Genomic DNA, 20,511 nt, shown 5'->3' with positions numbered 1-20,511 from the left:
ATGGACATCACCTTGCTTCGCCGTCTCCACCGACGTCGATAAGCGTTCGCATGCGGATCGATCACGCCGACAGCGCCCGGACCATGTCCGCCAGGGTGTCGACCGCGAGGGGGATGACCGCCTCGTCGACGTCGAACGTCGCGGTGTGGTGGCCGGTCGGGTTGCTCGCGCCGAAGCCGACGTAGGTCGCGTCGCCGCCGCTCCGCTGGACCGCCCGCATCAGCCGCGTCGCGTCCTCGCTGCCGCCGAGGGCGTCGCCCTCGTCGGGCGTGACCGTCGCGTCGCGTCCCGCCGCGGCCGCCGAGACGGCGTCGACGAGCGTGTCGTCGCACTCGGCGCTCGGCGCGCCGTCGCGGAACGACACGTCCACCTCGCAGTCGTGGGCCTCGGCCGCGCTTCGAAGCACGCGGGCGGCGTGGTCCTCGACGTAGTTCCTAAGCTCCGTCGTCGCCCCGCGGACCTCGCCCTGGAGCGAGGCCGACTCCGGCACGATGTTCGTCGCGGTCCCGCCCTCGACGACGCCGACGTTGATCCGGGTCGCGCCGTCGCCGTGTCTGGGGATCGCGTGGAGGTTCCCGACCGCGGTCGACAACGCCTGGATGGCGTGTGCGCCCTCGTGCGGGCTGTTTCCGGCGTGGGCCGGCGCGCCCTCGAAGGTCGCCTCGAAGCCGTTGATCGCGAGGAACGACTCGATGCCGGGGATCACGACCCCCGTCTCGACGTCGAGGCCGACGTGGACGGCCAGAAGGGAGTCGACGTCCTCCAAGTGGCCGCTGCCGACGACCGACGCGGCGCCCGCGCCCAGCTCCTCGGCGGGCTGAAAGAGCACCTTCAGCGTTCCCTCGAAGTCGCTCTCGGCCACCGCCTCGAGGACGCCGACGCCGATGGCGGCGTGCGCGTCGTGGCCGCAGGCGTGCATGCGCTCGCCGTACTCCGACCGGAACCCCTCCGCGGCGGGGACGTGATCGGGGTCCTCGGACTCCGACTGGGGGAGCCCGTCGATGTCGACGCGCACCAGCACGGTCGGCCCCTCGCCCCGCTCGAGGACCGCGAGCGCGCCGGTGTAGCCGTCCGCGACCCGCTCGAGCACGTCCTCGTCGACGCCGGTCTCGAGCGCCCGCTCGCGGGCGCGAGCCAACTGGTCGTCGGTGGGCGGGCGGATCCGCTCCTCGCGGTGGATCTCGCGGCCGACGTACAGCTCGTCGGGACCGATGTCCTCCAACTCCTCGACGATCCGACCCGTGGTGTAGAACTCGCGCCAGCCGATCTCCGGCCGCCGGTGGAGGTCGCGACGCAACTCGATCAGTCGGGACCGTGATTTCGCGTTCACGGGGAGGGGTTGGCGGAAGCGCGAGTTAAGCGTTGACCGAGCGGCGGTTCCGGCCGGAAATCAGTACGACTCGAGCGTCGACGCGGTCGCGTCGGCGATGATCTCGCTCGCGAGCCGGACGTCGTCCCACTCGATGTGCTCGTCGGGCGTGTGCGCGAGGTCGACCGAGCCGGGCCCGAAGACGACCGTGGGGATCCCGGCGTCGAGGTAGTGGCGGGCGTCGGTGCCGCCGGTGAACCCCTCGTAGTTCGGCTCGATGCCGCGGTCGCTCGCGGCCTCGGCCACGCGCTCGACGACCGGCTCGTCCCTTTCCACCTCGGACCCCTCGAACTGGACGGAGAAGCGCTCGAAGGTGGGAGGGTGCTCCGAGAGCCACTCGCTCTCGGCGGCGACCTCGTCGAGTCGCCGCTGGAACTCGGATTCGACCCCCGCGACCGTCTCCTGTGGGGCGACGCCGATCCGGATCTCGGCGGTGAGGTGTGCGGGGACGGAGGAGGCCCAGTCGCCGGCCTCGACGGTGCCGAAGTTGATCGGCCACGGGTTGTCGAACGCCTCGAAGAGGGGGTGGGTGACGCGCTCGGCGCGCTCGCGTTCGAGGTCCTCGAACGCGTGGCGGATCCGCTCGAAGTGCGGGAGCACCGACTCGCCCTCCCAGGTGCGGGCGGCGTGTGCCGACTCGCCGAACACCTCGAGCCGCTTCATCAGGCTCCCCTCGGCGGCGACGACGAGCGAGAAGTCGGTGGGCTCGGCGATGATCGCCGCGTCGCGCTCGAAGGGGTAGGGGTTCTTTTCGGCGGCGACGGCCGCGCCGATCCCGCCCTCCTCCTCGCCGACGACGCCCTCGACGACGATCCGGCCGTCGAGGCCGAGCTCGTCCGCGCGCGCCTCGACGGCGAGCGCGGCGAAGACGCAGGCGGCGAGCCCGGACTTCATGTCGAGCGAGCCGCGGCCGTAGAGGCGGCCGTCCTCCCAGCGGGGGTCGAACGGGGGTTTCGTCCAGGAGTCCTCGTCGACCGGGACCACGTCGACGTGGCCGTTCAACACGACGGTCGGCCCGGCGTCGGGGTCGCCGAGTTCGAGGACGCCGCCGAGGCTCGGTCGGTCCTCCAGGTCCAGCGTCTCGATCGGCGGGAACGAGGGGTGTGCCGCCAGCACCTCCGGATCGGGCTCCCACTCGTACACCTCGAAGCCGAGGTCGGCGAGGTGCTCGCGGAACCACGCCTGAACCGCGGCCTCCTCGCCCGGATAGCTCTCGTAGGAAACCAGTTCGCGGATCGTCTCCCGTAACGCGTCTTCGCGGACGTTCATTCTACCGGGGGTACCACGACCACCCATAACAGATTTCGGATCCGGGGGCGCGGTACCGCATCACACGAGACGGGGCTGAGGATGGGGTCGACGAGCGGTCGACGATCGGGCGGCCGGGAGCCGAGCGGTCGACGATCGAGTGGCGAGGAGACGGCGGCTCACCGGCGCGATCGGTCGCCGGTGACTCCGCCTCCCTCACTGGTTTTCGAGCGCGTCGAGGATACACGCGGCGGCGACCACCGCCTCCTTCGGGACGCCGCCCGCGTCGTCGATGCTGACCGTGTAGGCGTCCCGCAGCGAGAGCTTCCCCTCGATGTCGCCGACGTGGTCGCCGTCGGCGTCGAATATCTCGTACTTGTTCGGGACGAGGTTCGCGACCCCGACGAGGTGTCGGAGCGCCGAGAGGAGCTTGTTCTTCGACCGGATGGTCGCCAGCGGTTCGCCCGTCTCGGGGTCGCGGATCGTCCAGTTCTCCACGAAAAGCGAGAAGTCCTCGTCGAGGACGACGACCTCCTCGCCGGTCCCCGCGTCGATGATCGCGTAGTTCCCGGCGACGTCCAGGATGCCGCCGGCCTTGACCGTGAACGCGTCCGCGTCGTCGCCGGTGACGAACGGGAACTCCTCTTTCATCTTGAACAGCTTCTGTTTCCCGCGGAGGACGACGTCGCCGGCCCCGTCGCGAACGGTGTACTTGTTCCGGATCGCGGACTGTTTGACCTCGTAGCGGTCGTCGGTCAGGTCGACGGTCGAGATGTCGTAGCGGTTCGGCGACGACTCGGAGGTGGAGGGATCGGCCATGGGCTAACGGGGCGTCACGGGCCGCAAAAAGGTTCCGCTCGGCCGCGGGAGCGGAGTCGAACGGTGAGTGCCGGATCACCGTTTCACGCGGCGAGGTTCGCGAGATGCGCCGTCAGGACTCGCGCCACTTGCGGCCGCACTCGACGCAGGTGAACAAGCGCACCTCGTAGGAACCGCCCGGCTTCGGCATCATCTCGTAGTGGGCCCGATCGCCGTCGCAGTCGTCGGCCGGACACGGCTCCTGCGTCGTCTCGGTGGAATCCTGGGTCACGTCGGCCACGGCGGGTGCCCCGTCGTCCCGCTGTACGTCCTCCGTCGTCATCGCCGCTTCCGCCAGCGAGTCCCGCGGCTCCTCGTTCGCACAGGAGCGGCATATCCACGCGTCGCCCTCCGTACGCATCATCGAACCGCACTCGTCGCAGAATCGCATATACGACGGGAGCACACGGTCCTCGGATATACGTGTTAACTTCCGATCCATCGCCCGATCGAACGCCTCTTGAATCGCCCGGTCGTCCGGGCGAGCGATGGAGTTCGGCCTCGGGTTCGCGGTCGTCGCCGCCGTCGTCTGGGGCGTCTACCTCTTCGTGTTGAAGCGATGGTTCGACGGGTACTCCGCCGCCGCGCTCACCGTCCGTATCAACGCGTTCGCGCTGGCGTGGTACGCCCCGGTCACCCTCGCCGACCGCGAGGGATCCCTCGCCGCGCTCGACGCGTTCGGACTCCCCGAGGTCGGGATCGTCGCGCTCACCGTCGCGGCGACCGCGCTCGCGTTCGTCCTCTTCCTGCGGGCGATCGACGAGGGACAGGTGTCGTACGTGGCGCCGATCAACAAGGTCGTGCCGATGTTCGTCCTCCCGCTCGAGGTGGCGCTCCTCGGGGAGGTGCTGCGTCCCGTCCAGGTGCTCGGGGTCGTCGTCGCGACGTTCGCGGTGTACGTCGCCAACTACGAACCGGGCGGGCTCCTCGAACCGTTCCGCAAGGCGGCTCGCTCGCGGCCGGCCCAGCTCGCGCTGGTGAGCGCGATGTGTTACGCGGTGAGCGACCTCGGAAAGCGCGTCGCGCTCCAGGAGCTCGCGCTCCCCGAGACGCTGTGGGTGCCGCTGCTTTTACTCGGCGTCGCGCTCGTCCTGCTTCCGAGCGCGATCCGTCACCCGCCGACGGGGGTCCGCACGGACCTCCCGAAGCTGGCCGCCGCGGGCGGGATCGTCGCGGTCGGCGAACACGTCACGACGCTCGCGTTCGCGTCGCTGCCCGCCAGCATCGCCTCGCCGGTGATCAACACGCAGGCGATCGTGGCGGTCGTCCTCGGCGGCGTCCTGCTCGGCGAGCGCTACTTCCGCGTCCGCCTGATCGCGGCGCTGCTCGCCGTGGCCGGCGTGACGCTGATCGCGCTCTGAGGCGAGTCGCCTTCACTCCGCGTCCGCCGGCCTCCGCGTCGTCTCACTCCGCGTTCGCCAGCCGCTCCACCGTCTCGGCGTACACCCGCGCGCCCGCCTCGGCGTCCGCCCACTCGGTGAACTCCGCCTCGTTGTGGGTCTTCCCGTCGACGCTCGGCACGAACAGCATGGCGGTGTCCGTGATCTCGTTCACGTAGCTCGCGTCGTGACCCGCCCCGCTCACCATCGCCCGGTGGGACGCGCCCACGTCGTCGGCGGCGGCAAGCGCCGTCTCGGCGACGAGCGGCGAGAACTCGGTGTGGGGGATCCGCCAGATCTCCTCGAGGTCGTACTCGACGCCCTCGCGTTCGCAGGCGGCCTCGACCTCGCGTTCGACCGCCTCGACGAGGTCGCCGACGACCGCGTCGTCGTAGCTGCGCACGTCGACGGTGAACCGGACCTCCGAGGGGATGACGTTGATCGATCCCGGCTCGACCTCGAGTTCCCCGACGGTCGTGACCACGTCGTCGGCGAGGCGGTTCGAGAGCCGCCGGACCGCGCCGACGACGTCCGAGGCGGCGACGAGCGCGTCCTTCCGGGAGTACATCGGCGAGGGACCGGCGTGGTCGGCGTCGCCGTGGACCACCACCTCGAGCCACGCCATCCCGAACACGCCCTCGACGACGCCGACCGAGAGGCCCTGGTCTTCGAGTTTCGGCCCTTGCTCGACGTGGAGTTCGAGCGCGGAGTGGTACGGCTCGCGCGGCTCCGCCGGCGCTTCGCCCCGGTACCCGATCTCCTCGAGCGCCTCGGCGACGGTCACGCCGTCGGCGTCGGCGTGTTCGAGGACCTCCTCGAGGTCGAGCTCGCCGGTGAACGCCCCGCTGCCCATCAGCGCCGGCTTGAACCGCGACCCCTCCTCGTTGGTCCAGTTCACGATCTCGATCGGCCGGCGGTGGTCGACGCCCTCGTCGTCGAACGTCCTGAGCGTCTCCAGCGCGGTGAGGACCCCCAGTTGCCCGTCGAATCGCCCGCCGTAGGGCTGCGAGTCGAGATGCGAGCCGACGAGCACCGGCTCGGCGTCGGGATCCGTCCCCTCCGCACGCCCGAAGGTGTTGCCGATCCGGTCGATACGTACCTCGAGCCCGAGGTCCTCCAGATCCGAGACGAAGCGGTCCCGCACTTCCCGGTCCTCCTCGGAGAGCGCCAGCCGGTGGAGGCCGTCGGCGTCGGTTCGGCCGATCTCGGAGTACCGCTCGAACGTCTCCCTGAACCGCTCGGGGTCGATGGTGACCATGCCTCCCACTGCGTCGGAGGGGTAACTAAATCCGGCGACCGGCGGGTCGGGTCGGCGAGTCGATCGTCGACCGACGGGGGCGGGCGGACGGCTCGCCCCTCAGTCGTGGATGGCGACGTCGAGGACCGTCGGCCCGTCCCGGCTCCGGCTCTCCGCGATCGCGTCGGCGATCGCGCCGGGGTCGTCGACGAGCTCGGCGGTCGCGCCGTAGCTCTCGGCGTTGGCCGGGACGTCCATCGGCGGCTCGAAGTCCATCGCGGTGAAGTCGTGGTCGCCCTCCTCGCCGCCGAGCACCCGGAGCGTGTTGTCCTTCAAGATCCGGTAGTTCCGGTTGTCGGCCACGACCGTCGTGAGGTCCACGCCGTGTCGCACGGCCGAGTAGATGGCCTGCGGGTAGTAGAAGTACGAGCCGTCGCCGATGAACGCGACGACGTCGCGGGGGTCGGGACGCTCGCGCTCGGCGATGGCCGCGCCGATCGCGGCGGGGAGCCCGTAGCCGAGCCCGCCGCTTTTGTTCCCGATCCACTGTTCGGGGCCGAGCGGGACGTTCCACCGGACCGCGTGCCCCGCGGTGACGCCCTCGTTGACGACGAGCGCGTCCGCGGCGGCCTCGGCCATCGCCTCGCCGAGCTGGCCCTTCGAGGCCCGCGGGTCGTCCGGGTCGGGATCGGCCGGACGCTGGGACTCGCGGATCGCCGCGACGCGCTCGCGGGCGCGTTCGAGCCGATCGTCGCGCTCGCCCGTGGAGAGGTCCTCGGAGAGCAGTTCGGTGAGTTCCCGGAGGACGTGTCCGGGGTCGCCGAGCACCGACGCGTCCGCGGGCCAGTTCTTCCCGAGCTCCCAGCCGTCCGGGCCGATCTGGACGATCGTCGCGTCGGGGAGCAGCTCCTCGTCGTGTGCGAGCGACGTCGTCGCCGAGCCGCAGCCGACGAAGACGACCGTGTCGCCGTCGACGGTCCCGACGAAGCCCGACTCGGTGCCCGGTACCGTCCCGCCCCAGAGGGCGTGGTCGGTCGGGAAGTTCGACTCCGCGGTGATGAACTCGCCGTGGACCCGGAGGCCGGCCGCCTCCGCGAGATCGACGGCGGCCGCGATCGCGTCGGGTCCCGAGCGGGCGACCTCGTCGCCGATCACCATCACGGGCTCGTCGGCCTCGGCCACCAGCCGTGCAGCGGCCGCGACCGCGTCCGGGTCGCCGCGCCCCGCGTCGGGGATCGGACCGAGCCGCTGGACGTCGGCGTCGGTCTCGTCCGTCATCACGTCGATCGGTAACTCGAGGAAGACGGGGCCGGTCGGCGGCGTGAGCGCCTGTCGCACCGCCCGTCGCAGCATCGCCGGCAGCGCCTCGACGGAGGGGATCGAGGCGCTCCACTTCGTGTACTGGTCGACGAGCGCCTCGAGGTCGCCGTGGAGGATGGGCTCCTCGTGTTGGAAGTCGGTGTCGTAGTTGCCCGCGGTGACGAGAAGGGGGGAGCCGGAGAAGGCGGCCCCGATGACGTTGCCCACGCCGTGGGCGAGCCCCGGCGCGACGTGGAGGTTCGTGACGCCGAGCGGGTTCACCGAGTCGTCGTGATGGGAGTGGTACCGTCGCGCCGTCGCGTATCCCGCAGCCATCCCGGTCGCGACGTCCTCGTGGAGGGCGAGGACGTACTCGATCGGGCTGTTCGAGACCGCCTGAACGGTCGGCAGCTCCGTCGTTCCGGGATTTCCGAAGACGTGTTCTACGCCGTACTCCTCCAACGCGTCGACCAGATATTCCGCCCCGGTGACTGCCATGCTCGGAGGGTCTCGCCCGACCGAAAAAACGATTTGGGCCTCGGAACGCCCGGCCGACGAACGAGCGGTCGACGGTGGCGGCGTCGCCACCGCTGCCACCGTCGGCGGCGTGCGCTCAGCCGCGGAGCGCCTCCACGGGGGACTCGTTCGCGGCCTTCCAGGCGGGATACACGCCGCTCAGGACGCTGGCCGCCACCGCGAACCCGAAGCCGTACGCCAGGTACCGCGAGCTCGCCCACCCGAGCGCGCCGGTCGCGTCGCCCGTGATCACGTGAAACAGCACCATCCCCGTCGCGAGCGACACGAGCGCGCCGATCAGGCCGCCGAGCGCGCCCAACAGCGTCGCCTCGGTCAGGATCATCCGCAACACCTCGCCACGACGGATCCCCACCGCCCGGAGCACGCCGATCTCCCCGCGGCGTTCGACCGTGCTCATCAACATCACGTTGAGGATGGCGACGCTCGCGACGACGAGCGAGATCCCCCCGATCCCCAGCAGGGCGAGCGACAGCGTGTCGAGGAACCCGCCGACCTGTGCCCGGTTCCCGAACGTGGTGACGCGCAGTTCCTCGTCCTCCTCGGTGTTGAACCGGGTGTCGAGCCGGTCGCCGATCCGACCGGCCGCGTCGCCGTCGGCCGCGATGATCGTCACCGTGTCGTAGTGTCGCTGGTCGGCGAGCCCCGAGACCGGGATCACGAGGTCCCCGCCGCCGAAGCCGAACGAGTGCTCCGACTCGATGAACCCGCGGATCCGGTAGATCCGCCCGTCGTACTCGACTGGATCGCCGGACTCGAGACCGAGCCTGTCCGCCGTGGCGTTGCTGATCAACGCGCCGGACTGTAACCGCTCGGGGGCTTCCCCCTCGGTGAGGTCGTACAGCGCGCTCGCGTCGGTCACCCCCGTCACGCTCATCCTCGCCTCCATGCCGTTTCTCGCCTCGAGCGTCGTCGCGTTCGTCTTCTGGGGGATCACCCGTGCGTCGGTCACGATCGCCCGCATCTCCTCGATCTGCTCTCCCGTCACCCCGTCCGTGTCGCTGTCCGCCCCCGAGGAGACGGTCACCTCGTTCGTGAGGTCGCCGATCTGTGCGGTCGCCTGCTGTTCGAGCGCGACGGTGGCCATCCCCAGCGAACAGATGGCGACGACGCCGATGACGATCCCGAGCGCTGCGAGGGCGGTTCGCAGCCTGTTCCGCCCGAGGTTGCGCCACGCCATCAACACGCTCGGGAACCGCCAGAGGAGGGAGGCGATCCTCACGTTCGCGTCACCCCGTCGACGAGCCGAACGACGCGATCGGCGTACTCGACCAGCTGTTCGTCGTGCGTGATCGCGATGACGGCGAGGTCCTCCTCGTTTTTCAGTCGCGTGATCTCGTCGAGGATGGTCCCTCCCGTGTCCTGGTCGAGGTTCCCCGTCGGCTCGTCCGCGAGGAGCACCTCCGGCTCGTTGACGAGCGACCGGGCGATCGCGACGCGCTGTTTCTGCCCGCCCGACAGCTCGTCGGGCGTGTGCGTGAGCCGGTCGCCGAGACCGACCCGGCGAAGCAGGTCGACGGCGCGGTCGTGCCGGTCGACGGAGGTGTCCCACATCGAGGGGAGTTCGACGTTCTCGACGGCGGTGAGCATGGGGAGGAGGTGGAAGTCCTGGAAGACGAACCCGAGCGCGGAGCGGCGCTCCTCCGTGCGCTCGTCCTCGCCGAAGTCCGTCACGTTCCGCCCTCGGAGCGACACGGTCCCCTCGGTGGGCTCGTCGAGCAGGCCGATCAGGTTGAGCATCGTGCTCTTGCCGCTCCCCGAGGGACCGGTGATGGTGACCATCTCGCCGCGTTCGGCCGAGAAGTCGACGCCTTTCAGCGCGTCGATGATCTCGGCACCGCTCTCGTAGCGTTTGCCCACGCCGCGGAGTTCGACGACGCTCATTCGCGGTTCCAGAGGTAATAGAGCCCGCCGGCGGCACCGATCACGGCGATGACTCCGACGAGTATCGGGACCGTCGGCAGCCCGGACCCGCCCGGCGGTCCCCGCGGAGCTCCGCCGCCTCCGGACGGCCCGCCGCCGTCGGGAGCGCCCGTCGCGGCTCCCGTCGGCGGGAGCCCGGTCGAGGAGACGGTCACGGTTCGCGTCGTCGTGACCCGCTCGCCGTCGACGAGATAGGAGATCTCGACTGGGACCTCCGACGTTCCGTTCTCGACGGACGCGGCGAGTTCGAAGGTGGCGAACTCGCTGGCGTCGACCGCACCGACGAAGTACTCACCGCCCCCGTCGTCTGGCGTGACGCCGTCGGCGTCCCGCACGTTCAGGAGGACGGACTCGGCGTCGGTCCCGCCGACGTTCGCCGCCTCGCCGTCGATCGACACGCTCCCGCCGCGCTGCGTGGCCTCCGTGGCGGTCAGGCGTATCTCCCCGGAGACTTCCGGTTCGAGGGCGACCTCGCGAGTCACCTCGTGCGTCTCGCCGTTCGCGAGGTACCTCGCGGCGAACGTGACGCTCCCGGCGTCGTACCCCTCGGTATCGAACGTTATCGACCGGTTCCCGTCGGCCGAGACGTCTCGGACGAACCGCCGATCGCGTACCTCGCCGTCGGTCAACACGCGGACCTCGACGTCGGAGAACGCCACGTTCCCGTAGTTGTCGAGGGTGACCGTCGCCCGGTCCGGGTCGTTCTCGTCGACCGAAAGGCCGCCTCGTACGTCGGGCGTCTCGCCGAACGCACGCCTGACCCGGTAGGTCTCGCCGTTCGCGGCGTAGTTCGCGACGAACGCGAGATCGGCCCTGTCGTACTCCTCCGTGTCGAACGTGACCGTCCGATCGCCGCCGGGCTCGACGTCGAGCGCGCGTCGTCGGTCCCGGCGGTCGTCCCCGGTCACGGCGGCGACCTCGACGTCGGTGAAGTCCACGTTCCCGTAGTTGGTGAGCGTCACGGCGGTCTCTCCGGAGGCGTTTCGATCCATCGAGAGGCCCCCGTCCGCGTCGGGCTCCTCGACGTCGACCACGAGGGGGTACGAGTACGAGTGGGAGTCGCCCGCCTCGTCCCTGACGACGACGTTGACGGTGATCCGCTTTTCGCCCGGCTCGTCGAAGACGGTCGTCACCGGTACGGTCACGCTTCCGCCGGGGGCGACGGAGCCCACGTTCTCGGCGCGTTCGAACTCGGTCGGCCAGTCCCTGAAGTACACGTCCGTGATCTCGACGGTCCCGTTGGTCCCCTCGAGGTTGGCGATCGTCGTCTCCATCGCGACGGTCTCGCCGACGACCGGGGAGTCCGGCGACGCGGTCACGGAGGAGACCTGTACGGCGGGGGTGTCGGCCGAGGCGAGCGCCGCGGTCCCGCCGAACGACCCCGCGAGGAGGGCGCAGGCCAGGAGGACGCCGGCGGCGGCCGAGCCGAATCGGAGGCGGTTCATTCGCCCACCACACCGATCGGCCGGCGGATCGACAGGCGCGAGGGACTGGGTGTCTGTACGTCCGGATCACGGAACGCGCGTCGTGGGAGGGCTTCGCGCTGCACGCGTCTCCGGAGAACGCCCTCCGTTAAATCGTCTTCCCCGAGGAGCGTCGCTCGATCCCGCGGCCCCCGTTCATACGGATTCGCTCCCCGGTCGTCCCGACCCGTTTCCCGGCCGTCCGGGTCCGCGTTTTTCACCCCGCGGCGCGTACGCGGGGCCATGACGCGCACAGTGGTCGTCGCCGGCGCCGGTCCGGGGCTCGGAGCGTCGATCGCACGGAAGTTCGCCGCCGAGGGGTGCCGGGTCGCGCTGTTCGCCCGGTCGGCGGGGTACATCGAGGAGCTCGCGGCCGACCTCCCGGAGCCGGGCGAGGGGCTCGCGGTCCCCGTCGACCTGGCCGACGTCGACCGGGTTCGCGAGGGGTTCGCGGCGGTCCGGGAGGCGTTCGGCCCCGTGGACGTCCTCGTCAACCACGCGAGCGCGGCCTCCTGGACGGGGCTCATGGACACGAGCGTCGAGGCGTTCGAGGAGGCGTGGGCCGTCGGCGCGCGCGGCGCGTTCGTCTGCTCGCGGGAGGCCATCTCGGACATGCTCGAGACGGGAGGCGGGACGGTGATCTTCACGGGCGCGACCTCCGCGGTGCGGAGCCGCGGCGGGGCGATCGGCTTCACGGCCGCGAAGTTCGCCGCCCGCGGGATGGCGATGGACATCGCCCAGGAGTTCGGCCCGGAGGGGGTCCACGTCGCCCACGTCGTGATCGACGGGCAGATCGACTCGCCCGAGGCCCGCGAGCGGCAGCCGGACCGCGGGGCGGAGACGTTCCTCGATCCGGACGAGCTGGCCGAGACGTACTGGCACCTCGTCGAGCGGGACGACGTCGGCACCCAGCCGTTCGAGGTCCACGTCACGAACGGGCCGCGGCCCTCGGAGTTCGTCTGATCCGTCTCGGACCCGACGTTCAAGTACGGTGGAGTCGTAGAACCCGTATGAGCCAAGTCGCGAGGCGGATCGTGCGCGAGCTACACGACGAACCGCATCTGGAGGGTCGGCGGATCACCGTCGAGTTCATCAAAACGCAGGTCGAAGACCGCGGTCTCGAACCGCGGACGGTCGCCGATCGTCACGACGTCGACGTGGCCGACGTCTACCGCGCGCTCACTTACTACCACGACCATCCGGAGGAGATGCGTGCCGTCGAACGTCAGCGCGGGGCGGCCGCTCGGGATCACGAGCACCTGACTACCGATCCCGACGCCCTCCGCGGGTGATGGCGTATCGGATCCTTGCGGACGAGAACGTCGAGAAAGCGACCGCCTCCCGATACTCCGCGACCGCCTCCTCCACGATCTCGATCTCCTCAGTCCGACCTTTTTCCGAGTCGGGTCGTTCGCTTCGCTCACGACCACTCACGGAAAAAGCTCGACCAAAAGGCGCGACCTCGCTTCGCTCGGTCGCGTCCGACTCGCTACTCCCCCACCGCCTCCTCCACGATCTCGATCTCCTCAGTCCGACCTTTTTCCGAGTCGGGTCGTTCGCTTCGCTCACGACCACTCACGGAAAAAGCTCGACCAAAAGGCGCGACCTCGCTTCGCTCGGTCGCGTCCGACTCGCTACTCCCCCACCGCCTCCTCCACGATCTCGATCTCCTCAGTCCGACCTTTTTCCGAGTCGGGTCGTTCGCTTCGCTCACGACCACTCACGGAAAAAGCTCGACCAAAAGGCGCGACCTCGCTTCGCTCGGTCGCGTCCGACTCGCTACTCCCCCACCGCCTCCTCCACGATCTCGATCTCCTCGTCCGTCAGGTCGTAGAGGTCGTAGACGATCTCGTCGATCAACTCGTCGGTCTTCTCGATCCTCGCGTCGAGTTCGTCGGCACGGTCCTTCGTCTCGACGTATCGCCGGAGGTCATCGGCGACGTCGTCGGGGTCGGGGAGGGTGATCGCCTTCAGGCGGTCGAGAAGCGAGTTCGTCTTGGTGGCGTTCTCGCGGAAGCCGGCGAAGCCGCCGGCCTCCTCGACGGCGACCGGGACGAACGCCTCGACGAGCGCGGCCTCGTTCTCAGTCAGATCCACGAGCGTGAACGCCTCGAAGAAGTCCGTCTCGGTGTAGCCGTAGGTGTCGGTCTCGTGGGCGTCCTCGTCGTCGGGCTTGTAGCGGGCCGTCGCCGACACCGTGACGCTCGTGCTGTCGCGCTCGGCGCGCACCTCGCCGACGCGGAGGTTCTCGTACTCTTCAGCCGTCGCGTCGAGGATGTTCGATCTGGTCGGCTGAAAGAGCCCGATGTCGGGGAGGTTCGGGCCGGCTTCATAGTTGCCGAGATAGTCGAGGAAGGTGAGATTGTACTCTCGCTTTTCTTTTTTCGTGGCAGCTAATTCCTCTCCAAGAAATGCTAACACATCGTGTGTTTCTCTATCCGTCAGGCCACTCTGCTCTTCTATACATTCGCTAACATTTAGTGTATTATACTGCGATCTGAATCTACTGATTTTCTCACTCTGAACTGATTTTGACATATTGATCTTATATATTGGAAGCTCTCTGATATCGTCTGGATACACGTGAAGAAACTCTGCCATAGTCGATTCAAAATAAAATTCCAGTAGTTTTGAATTTAACAGAGTGGTAATATAATTCATATTTATATTCCGTGTCGAATCTGGTATCTGGCTCTGGTTAGGGAAACTGGTACGACCTGTCCGATCAACGTCAGCCGCGAATAAATCCCAATATTTCACCAGAAAAACAACTGTTTCATTTCCATAATATCCCTCTTCATCGAAAGCTGCTTTTAGCGTGGTTGCTACCTCGCTCATCGCGATCTTATCTAAATCAAACAGTTCTCGAAATGCCGGACGGTGAAGTTCATCCGGTAGATATACCAGATACTCGCCGCCGTGATTGATCGAGTACGGGCGGATATGTCTGCCCTTTATAAATGGCTCAACGACTGATTCTACAATATCGCCATATCCAAGACTCTTACACTGCTCTATTGCTGCGTCTCTCGAGTCCAATACAAACTTGGAAAGTAGGCCGGGCTGGGCACCGTAACTCACATACATGAAATCATCAATTATCCAAGATTTTTCTCTTAAACTCAGACAGACATCCCATTCTTCTTCCGTTAGACCAATTATTATTTTGTTGTCATTGAGATTTTTGAATATATTTTGGCTAATACTGTACTTTCCAGTGTAATTCCACCCTGGTACGCCGGAATAGAAGGTTGTTTTAGTCTGACTTTTCTGATTTTTAATCAAATATATGATAGGTGAATTTGTAGCATCACTAAAAACGTTCTGAGAACGTAAATCAACTATCTGCTCAACCGTATTATCTCTCAGTACGTTTGTCCGGAGTGTTTCCCCATAATCCGATACGAGCCACTTATCGGGAACAATCATTGAAGAGCGTCCTTGAGAGTCTGCGATCTCGATTCCTTTTTCGATAAACGGGAGATAGATATCTGTTCGACCGTAGTTGGCGCTCTCATACTTGCGTTTGAAATATTGAACGAACGCGTCTTCCAAATTCACAATGGAAATATACGGCGGATTTCCGATCACCGCGTCGAACCCGGCGTCGGGCTTCCGGTCCCCGTCCTCGTCGTAGAACGCCACCGGGAACTCCAACTCCCAGTGGAAGAACCGCTCCTCCTCGGCGGTCGCCTGCGCGCTCTCGAACCAGTCCTGTCCCTCGATGTCGGCCCACGACTCGTCGCGAAGCGCCTCGGCCATCCGCTCGTGGGCGTCGTCGGGCACGTCCACCCCGAACCGCTCCGCGGTGTGGACGTTCGCCATCGCCAGCAGGTGTTGATAGAGGGGGTCGTCGCGGACCGCGTCGTAGACGTCCTCCATCTCCTTCGCGTCTTCGAGCGTCTCGTTGTCGATGGAGAGCAGGTCCTGAAACCGGTCCATCACGTGTTCGAGGGCCTGCTGGCGCGTGTGCGCGAACGACTGCTGGAGGGTCAACTGCCCGTCCGTGGTCCCATCGCCCTCCCCGTTCGAGAGCACGTCCTCGATGTCGCTCCCGACGAGCGAGTTCCCGGTCTTCAGGTGGTGATCGAGGAACGCCAGCGGCTGCTCCGCGGCGAGGGTCCGCAGCCACAGCGACACCTTCGCGAGCTCGGTCGCGAGCGGGTTCAGGTCGACCCCGTAGATACACCGCTGGGCCACCTTCCGCCGCGCCCAGTTGATGTCGCGGTCCTCCGCGACCGTCTCGATCCCCTGCTGGGCCGCCTGCCGCTCCTGCGCGTCGATGATCTCGCGAGCGAGGTAGTCGACCGCGCTCGTGAGGAAGTGCCCGCTGCCCATCGCCGGGTCGAGGATCGTGAGGTCGAAGACGCGGTCCGCGAACTCGTCCGCGAACGTCCCCGCCTCCTCGTCGCCCTTCCGGTAGGTCGTCTGCCCGACCAGGTCCTCCCGGATGTCGTCGACCAGCGGCCCGAGCGTCTCGTCGACGATGTACTCCACGACGTACTCCGGCGTGTAGTACGACCCCGTCGCCTTGCGCTCGCCGCTGCCCGTCGTGAGGTACACCTCGCCCGCCTCGACGACGACCTCCTCGCCCTCCTCGGCCTCGGAGTACTCGCCGTCCTCGACCGTCAGCGGCCCGTCAGCGACGTGGAGTTGGTACTCCAACAGCCCCTCGTAGATGCTGCCGAGGTGGCGCACGTCCAGCGAGGAGTAGTCGACGAATATCTTCCCGCCGCCGTTCGCCTGCTCGCTCCGCGTGAGCAGTTCGACGACGCGCGCCAGGTGGGCGTCGCCGACCGTGTGCGCCGCGAGAAACCGCGCCTCGGGACCGTCGTCCGCGTCCGGGTCCGTCCGGAACAGCCCGCCGTTGTACGCCGGGATGTACAGGTCCTCCTCGGGGATCCCCCGCGATCTGCTCCCTCGGTCGATCAGCTCGAACAGCTCGTCGAGCCGCGAACTCAGGTCGTCCTGCCAGTCGCGATACTTCGGGTCGGCGCCGTCGAGCTCCGCCGCGACCTCCTGTTTGAGCGCGTTCAGGCTGTAGGACTGCTCGTAGATCTCGTTGTCCGTGTCCAGCAGGTCGCGCCCCTCGGCCTCCGCGTACAGCACGAAGATCAGCCGGTAGAGGTAGATGAGCGAGGCGTCGTGGACGAGGTCCAGATCGCTTTCGTCGAGGTCGTTCTCCGGGTACTGGAGGAATCCCTCCGAGAGCACCTTGATCGCCTCGTAGATGTTGTCCTGGAGGTCCTCGCCGAGGTCGCGCGCGAAGACGTTCGACTCGTCGTACACGCCATCGAGGAAGCAGTCGCCCCCGGCGTCCTTGAGGAACGCCTCGTGCCGAAAGAAGAGATAGAAGTATTTGAACGCCTCCAGGTCGCCCTCCTCGAGCACCGTCGGCAGGTCGATCTCGTAGTAGGAGTCGAGCCGGTGGCTCGTCGGGCCGTAGTAGAGCCGCCACGTCTTCCCGTCCGTCAGCACCGCCCATCTGGCGGGCGTCTCCTGGAGATAGACGTGGATCTGGTAGCTCGGGTTCTCGAAGTCGCGCTCGTGTTCGCTGTTGCCGCGCGTGTCGAGCGGCCGTCCCCAGCGTTTGGCGTCGGCGACCGCTACGGCGTCCTCGTAGAAGTCGCCGCCCGTCTCGCGGCGCTCGAAGGCGTTCCGCGCCGCGTCCTCGCTCTCGAAGAAGCCGTAGTCCGGGCGGCGCTGCGTCCGACTGGTGCTTTCCTCGACTTCGAAGGGAATCGAAAGCTTCCGGAACATCGGCCGGATGAACTTCTCCTCGAGTTGGGACTCGTTGCGCTTCGGAGCGGTTCCCTTCTCGCTCTCGTAGAGGTCGAGGATCCCCTCACGGGCGGCTCGAAGCTCCCCGTCGTCGACCGCCTCCCACGCCTCCGTCTCGGGGAGGTGCTCGTCGAGGTAGTGGTTCGAGAACAGGTCGCGGTTCGTGCGGTAGGTGAGTGACTGCTGCATGATTAGACGGGAGCGGCGGCGTAACGTTCGTCCGGAGCCGTACTGGCGGCGAGGGCGCGAGGAGGTACCGTCGTGTCGGCGACGCCGACCCCGTCACCGGCCTCGAATCCGGGCGCGTCGTGTCCCGAGCCGAAGGCGGCGATCCGGTCCGGACCCACGACGCTCCGCTCGGCGTCCCGCCGAGCGTTCCGCCCGACGTGTTCGCGGATAATCACGTATGACACGGACGAATACGGGTAGCCGTATAGACTTTTCTTCGAACAGGAGCCGAGAACTGATCCCGCGGTGACGAGGAATTTCCTCCCGTCGAGTCGGGTGCTTGGCGACCTACGCGTTCCGGTCGATCCAGTCGCAGAACTCGTCGAACTCCCGGGCACCCGCTTCGTCCGCGATCTCGCGGAGCGTCCCGATCCGGAGTTCGTCGTGCAAGGGAACGGTCACTCGGCGGCGATCGTCCTCGTTCGTCGGATGTTCGTAGTACAGTTGTGCGTGGTCGCCGGCCGTCCGTCGCCATTCGAAGCCACCGACGTTGACGAGTACTTTGGCCACTTCGTGTCCTGAGAACGTCCGCCTCCCCATCTACTCGAGTACGTCCGGAGGCTCTCGGCCGCCCGTGGAGTTGTCCACCGGATCGATGCCCGACGCTTCGAGTTCCGCGTCCGTCGGCTCGCGTCCGATCTCGCCCCGATGGAGCGCGACCGCCTCGTCGAGGTTCTCCAGCGCGTCGTCACGTGAGTCACCCTGCGTCGTCACCCCCGTCTCCACGTCCTTCGCGATCCACCACTCTTCCTCCCGCCAGAGACGGATCTCGCCGTCGTGATCGGAATTCTCTCGCGTCGACGTGGCCATTACTCTCGAATACGACCGGAACGGTACATAAGAGCTTGGACGAGCCTGAACGTTTCGTTATCACCGAGTCGCCTCCCGCGACCGTGACGCGATCGGAACTCCACCGCCGCAGATATCTCGCCCCGGATCCGGTCGTTTTATTACGCTCGTAGCATCGATTCGATGACATGGCCCTCCAACTCGGCCAGGCGGTTAGCGACGGCATCGGACGGTTACTCACCAAGACCGGCGGCATCCTCCTCGCCGGACTGCTCGCCATCCAACTGGTCACCCAGGCGGCGGTCAACACCGCGGTGATCGGCTACCTTCCCCCGGAGGTGGCCGGCCAGTTCGGCCAGTCCGCGGGGCTGGTACTTCCCCTCTCCGGGGAGGTCGGGCTCGCACTCCTCGCCGCGGCGGTCCTCGCGAGCTCCGTCTACTTCGTGGCGCTCTCGCGGGCGCTCGCCCGCCCCGCGCGAGAGCTCTCCTCGTTCCCCGCGGCGCTGCTCACGCGGCGGGTCGGCCGGGCGACCCTCTCGATGGTCGTCGGCGGCTTCGTCGTGTCGATCGCGGTCACGCTCGGGTTCGCGGCGCTCTTTTTCCCCGGCGTCTTCCTCGCCGCCTCCTTTCTGTTCTTCACGTTCGCGGTCGGCGTCGAGGACGAGGGGACGATCGGCGCGCTCAAGCGGAGCTGGGCGCTCGCGCGCGGCAACCGGCTCAAGCTCGCCCTGCTCGTGGTCCTCTCCGGCGGGATCGGCGGCACGGTCGGCGCGGTCGGGTCGCTCCTGGACCTCGCGGGACTCGCGCTCGCCTCGGAGGTCGCCGTGAGCGTCGTCACGAGCGTCCTCTTCACCGCCCTGTACGGAGTGATCGCCGCGGCGTACCTCCAGCTTCGCGACGACTCGCCCGGCGGCTCCGGCGGCTCCGTGACGGCGGACCCGATCGACGCCTCGACGCCGAAGCTGTAGGGGCCTTCCCCCTACTCCGGAAAGACCTTCCCCGGATTGAGCGTCCCGTGGGGGTCGAGCGCCTCCTTGATCGACCGCATCGCCGCGACGCCGGTCTCGCCGTGTTCGACCGGCAGGAACTCGCGTTTCCCCTGCCCGATCCCGTGCTCGCCGGTGGCGGTCCCGCCGAGGGCGATCGCCTCCGTGACGATCGACTCGTAGATCTCGTGGGCCTCGGCGACGGCCCCCTCCTCGTCGGGGTCGACGAGCACGTCGAAGTGGACGTTGCCGTCGCCGGAGTGCCCGAACGTCGGGATCGGCACGTCGTGGTCGTCGGCCACCGCGTGGACGTGCGAGACGATACTCGAGAAGGAGCCGATCGGCACCGCGACGTCGCCGGCGTGAAGCGACTCCAGGTCGGGGTAGTACGCCCGGACCGCGTCCGCCAGCTCGTGGCGGGGCTTCCAGACCTCCTCGGGGTCGGTCTCGCCGTCGAGCAGGACCGCGACCGGGTCGTGCGCGTCGAGTATCGCCCGGCAGAACTCCACCTCCCGCTCGAGGCCGTGGTCGGCCTGGAACTCCAAGAAGAGCGTCGGCCCCTCGGGCAGATCGGAGCCGACGTAGTCGTTGACCATCCGGGCGCTCAGCTCGTCGACCAGCTCCACGGCGCTGACGTCGACGCCCGAGGAGACGAGGTCCGCGGCGGCCGCGGTGGCGTCGTCGAGCGTCCCGAACGTCGCCCGCCCGACGCGCGTCCGCTCGGGTCTGCCGGCGAGCGCGAGCGTCGCGCGCGTCACGACCCCGAGGGTGCCCTCGCTGCCGACGATCAGGTCCCGGAGGTCGTACCCCGAGGAGGTCTTCTCGGCGCGCGTCCCGGCCGTGAGCACGGAGCCATCCGCGAGGACGACCTCGATCTCGCGCACCCAGTCGCCCACCTTCCCGTACTTGACGGTCCGTTTCCCGCTGGCGTTCGTCGCGATCATCCCGCCGATCGTCGCCATGTCACCGGAGGTCGGGAGCGGCGGGAAGAAGAGCCCGTGGGCGGCGACCGCCTCGTCGACGTCGGAACCGATGACGCCGGGCTCGACGTCGATCTGGCGGTCGTCCGGCCGGACGTCGAGTACGGCGTCCATCCGGGTCAGATCGAGGCTGATCCCGCCGTGAGCCGGGACCGCGTTGCCTTCGATCCCCGTGCCCGCGGCGAAGGGCGTGACCGGAATCCCCCGCTCGGTCGCGGCCGCGAGCACCGCCGAGACCTCCTCGGTCGACTCCGGCCAGGCGACGACGTCTGGCGGCGACGCCGACTCGGGCGACGTGCCCCAGTCGGTGCCGTGGTGATCGCGGTCGGCGTCCGTCGTCGACACCTGGTCCGGCGAGAGAATCGAGCGAAGGAACGACGCGTCGGTCATGCGGGAGGCTGGCGGGTGACGGGCAAAAAGGTAGCGGCGGGGTGGTG

Annotated in this window: 18 protein-coding genes; 4 read left to right on the top strand and 14 right to left on the bottom strand. The window is 67.8% G+C overall.

Annotated elements, in window-relative coordinates; translation table 11 throughout:
- Positions 1-61: 61 nt before the first annotated feature.
- The 4 genes from NO889_RS14805 to NO889_RS14790 form a co-directional block, all read right to left on the bottom strand.
- On the bottom strand, positions 62-1,330 hold the full coding sequence (locus tag NO889_RS14805; RefSeq protein ID WP_256413001.1) for an amidohydrolase: 1,269 nt from the start codon (positions 1,328-1,330) through the stop codon (positions 62-64).
- A gap of 60 nt (positions 1,331-1,390) precedes the next feature.
- A complete protein-coding gene (locus tag NO889_RS14800) occupies positions 1,391-2,638 on the bottom strand; it encodes an ArgE/DapE family deacylase (protein ID WP_256413000.1) in 1,248 nt (415 codons plus the stop codon).
- Between the two features lie 195 nt (positions 2,639-2,833).
- Positions 2,834-3,436: an LURP-one-related family protein gene (locus NO889_RS14795; RefSeq protein WP_256412999.1), complete on the bottom strand. Its 603-nt coding sequence runs from the start codon at positions 3,434-3,436 to the stop codon at positions 2,834-2,836.
- 112 nt (positions 3,437-3,548) lie between these two features.
- On the bottom strand, positions 3,549-3,866 hold the full coding sequence (locus tag NO889_RS14790; protein ID WP_256412998.1) for an RPA12/RPB9/RPC11 RNA polymerase family protein: 318 nt from the start codon (positions 3,864-3,866) through the stop codon (positions 3,549-3,551).
- A 97-nt stretch (positions 3,867-3,963) separates the two neighbouring features.
- Between NO889_RS14790 and NO889_RS14785 the strand changes: the two genes are divergently transcribed.
- The gene (locus NO889_RS14785) at positions 3,964-4,836 is read left to right on the top strand and encodes a DMT family transporter (RefSeq protein ID WP_256412997.1); all 873 of its coding nucleotides are present in this window, start codon (positions 3,964-3,966) and stop codon (positions 4,834-4,836) included.
- Between the two features lie 43 nt (positions 4,837-4,879).
- Here NO889_RS14785 and NO889_RS14780 read toward each other — a convergent pair whose 3' ends face one another.
- From NO889_RS14780 to NO889_RS14760, 5 genes are all read right to left on the bottom strand, one after another.
- Positions 4,880-6,112, bottom strand: a complete 1,233-nt coding sequence (locus tag NO889_RS14780) for a Zn-dependent hydrolase (protein ID WP_256412996.1) — start codon at positions 6,110-6,112, stop codon at positions 4,880-4,882.
- A 99-nt stretch (positions 6,113-6,211) separates the two neighbouring features.
- On the bottom strand, positions 6,212-7,888 hold the full coding sequence (locus tag NO889_RS14775) for a thiamine pyrophosphate-binding protein (protein WP_256412995.1): 1,677 nt from the start codon (positions 7,886-7,888) through the stop codon (positions 6,212-6,214).
- A gap of 115 nt (positions 7,889-8,003) precedes the next feature.
- The gene (locus tag NO889_RS14770; protein WP_256413042.1) at positions 8,004-9,104 is read right to left on the bottom strand and encodes an ABC transporter permease; all 1,101 of its coding nucleotides are present in this window, start codon (positions 9,102-9,104) and stop codon (positions 8,004-8,006) included.
- A 38-nt stretch (positions 9,105-9,142) separates the two neighbouring features.
- Positions 9,143-9,808, bottom strand: coding sequence for an ABC transporter ATP-binding protein (locus NO889_RS14765; RefSeq protein WP_142986551.1), 666 nt, complete (start codon positions 9,806-9,808; stop codon positions 9,143-9,145).
- Positions 9,805-11,292 carry a COG1361 family protein gene (locus NO889_RS14760; protein ID WP_256412994.1) on the bottom strand — a complete coding sequence of 496 codons (1,488 nt, stop codon included), beginning with the start codon at positions 11,290-11,292 and terminating at the stop codon, positions 9,805-9,807. Before NO889_RS14760 ends, NO889_RS14765 begins: the two co-directional genes overlap by 4 nt.
- A gap of 261 nt (positions 11,293-11,553) precedes the next feature.
- On the opposite strand from NO889_RS14760, the gene NO889_RS14755 reads away from it, so the two are divergent.
- Positions 11,554-12,273 (top strand): SDR family NAD(P)-dependent oxidoreductase, encoded by a 720-nt coding sequence (locus NO889_RS14755; RefSeq protein ID WP_256412993.1) that lies wholly within the window; start codon positions 11,554-11,556, stop codon positions 12,271-12,273.
- 47 nt (positions 12,274-12,320) lie between these two features.
- Positions 12,321-12,602, top strand: a complete 282-nt coding sequence (locus NO889_RS14750) for a DUF433 domain-containing protein (RefSeq protein ID WP_256412992.1) — start codon at positions 12,321-12,323, stop codon at positions 12,600-12,602.
- Between the two features lie 487 nt (positions 12,603-13,089).
- Here the strand turns inward: NO889_RS14750 and NO889_RS14745 are convergent, their stop codons facing one another.
- The 4 genes from NO889_RS14745 to NO889_RS14730 all read right to left on the bottom strand — a co-directional run bounded on the left by NO889_RS14745 (position 13,090) and on the right by NO889_RS14730 (position 18,129).
- Positions 13,090-17,280 carry an Eco57I restriction-modification methylase domain-containing protein gene (locus NO889_RS14745; protein ID WP_256412991.1) on the bottom strand — a complete coding sequence of 1,397 codons (4,191 nt, stop codon included), beginning with the start codon at positions 17,278-17,280 and terminating at the stop codon, positions 13,090-13,092.
- 2 nt (positions 17,281-17,282) lie between these two features.
- Positions 17,283-17,504 (bottom strand): hypothetical protein, encoded by a 222-nt coding sequence (locus NO889_RS14740; RefSeq protein ID WP_256412990.1) that lies wholly within the window; start codon positions 17,502-17,504, stop codon positions 17,283-17,285.
- 103 nt (positions 17,505-17,607) lie between these two features.
- Positions 17,608-17,859: a type II toxin-antitoxin system HicA family toxin gene (locus NO889_RS14735; protein ID WP_256412989.1), complete on the bottom strand. Its 252-nt coding sequence runs from the start codon at positions 17,857-17,859 to the stop codon at positions 17,608-17,610.
- On the bottom strand, positions 17,860-18,129 hold the full coding sequence (locus NO889_RS14730; RefSeq protein WP_256412988.1) for a type II toxin-antitoxin system HicB family antitoxin: 270 nt from the start codon (positions 18,127-18,129) through the stop codon (positions 17,860-17,862). It lies immediately after the preceding gene.
- A gap of 167 nt (positions 18,130-18,296) precedes the next feature.
- Here NO889_RS14730 and NO889_RS14725 point away from each other — a divergent pair, with 167 nt between their 5' ends.
- Entirely contained in the window at positions 18,297-19,076 is a 780-nt protein-coding gene (locus NO889_RS14725; protein ID WP_256412987.1) for a DUF7847 domain-containing protein, read from the top strand.
- Positions 19,077-19,087: 11 nt separating this feature from the next.
- Here the strand turns inward: NO889_RS14725 and NO889_RS14720 are convergent, their stop codons facing one another.
- Positions 19,088-20,464 carry an FAD-binding oxidoreductase gene (locus NO889_RS14720; protein ID WP_256412986.1) on the bottom strand — a complete coding sequence of 459 codons (1,377 nt, stop codon included), beginning with the start codon at positions 20,462-20,464 and terminating at the stop codon, positions 19,088-19,090.
- Between the last annotated feature and the right edge of the window lie 47 nt (positions 20,465-20,511).

It is taken from the genome of Halorubrum rubrum (assembly GCF_024494685.1).
Lineage (GTDB): Archaea > Halobacteriota > Halobacteria > Halobacteriales > Haloferacaceae > Halorubrum > Halorubrum rubrum.
Note: the sequence above shows the minus strand (reverse complement) of the source record. Positions and strands in the feature narration are given on the sequence as shown.

Excerpts from the sequence above, each read along its gene's own strand:
- NO889_RS14800 (WP_256413000.1), bottom strand. The coding sequence starts at position 2,638 with ATGAACGTCCGCGAAGACGCGTTACGGGAGACGATCCGCGAACTGGTT.
- NO889_RS14795 (WP_256412999.1), bottom strand. The coding sequence starts at position 3,436 with ATGGCCGATCCCTCCACCTCCGAGTCGTCGCCGAACCGCTACGACATC.
- NO889_RS14790 (WP_256412998.1), bottom strand. The coding sequence starts at position 3,866 with ATGCGATTCTGCGACGAGTGCGGTTCGATGATGCGTACGGAGGGCGAC.
- NO889_RS14785 (WP_256412997.1), top strand. The coding sequence starts at position 3,964 with ATGGAGTTCGGCCTCGGGTTCGCGGTCGTCGCCGCCGTCGTCTGGGGC.
- NO889_RS14780 (WP_256412996.1), bottom strand. The coding sequence starts at position 6,112 with ATGGTCACCATCGACCCCGAGCGGTTCAGGGAGACGTTCGAGCGGTAC.
- NO889_RS14775 (WP_256412995.1), bottom strand. The coding sequence starts at position 7,888 with ATGGCAGTCACCGGGGCGGAATATCTGGTCGACGCGTTGGAGGAGTAC.
- NO889_RS14770 (WP_256413042.1), bottom strand. The coding sequence starts at position 9,104 with ATGGCGTGGCGCAACCTCGGGCGGAACAGGCTGCGAACCGCCCTCGCA.
- NO889_RS14765 (WP_142986551.1), bottom strand. The coding sequence starts at position 9,808 with ATGAGCGTCGTCGAACTCCGCGGCGTGGGCAAACGCTACGAGAGCGGT.
- NO889_RS14760 (WP_256412994.1), bottom strand. The coding sequence starts at position 11,292 with ATGAACCGCCTCCGATTCGGCTCGGCCGCCGCCGGCGTCCTCCTGGCC.
- NO889_RS14755 (WP_256412993.1), top strand. The coding sequence starts at position 11,554 with ATGACGCGCACAGTGGTCGTCGCCGGCGCCGGTCCGGGGCTCGGAGCG.
- NO889_RS14750 (WP_256412992.1), top strand. The coding sequence starts at position 12,321 with ATGAGCCAAGTCGCGAGGCGGATCGTGCGCGAGCTACACGACGAACCG.
- NO889_RS14745 (WP_256412991.1), bottom strand. The coding sequence starts at position 17,280 with ATGCAGCAGTCACTCACCTACCGCACGAACCGCGACCTGTTCTCGAAC.
- NO889_RS14735 (WP_256412989.1), bottom strand. The coding sequence starts at position 17,859 with ATGGGGAGGCGGACGTTCTCAGGACACGAAGTGGCCAAAGTACTCGTC.
- NO889_RS14730 (WP_256412988.1), bottom strand. The coding sequence starts at position 18,129 with ATGGCCACGTCGACGCGAGAGAATTCCGATCACGACGGCGAGATCCGT.
- NO889_RS14725 (WP_256412987.1), top strand. The coding sequence starts at position 18,297 with ATGGCCCTCCAACTCGGCCAGGCGGTTAGCGACGGCATCGGACGGTTA.
- NO889_RS14720 (WP_256412986.1), bottom strand. The coding sequence starts at position 20,464 with ATGACCGACGCGTCGTTCCTTCGCTCGATTCTCTCGCCGGACCAGGTG.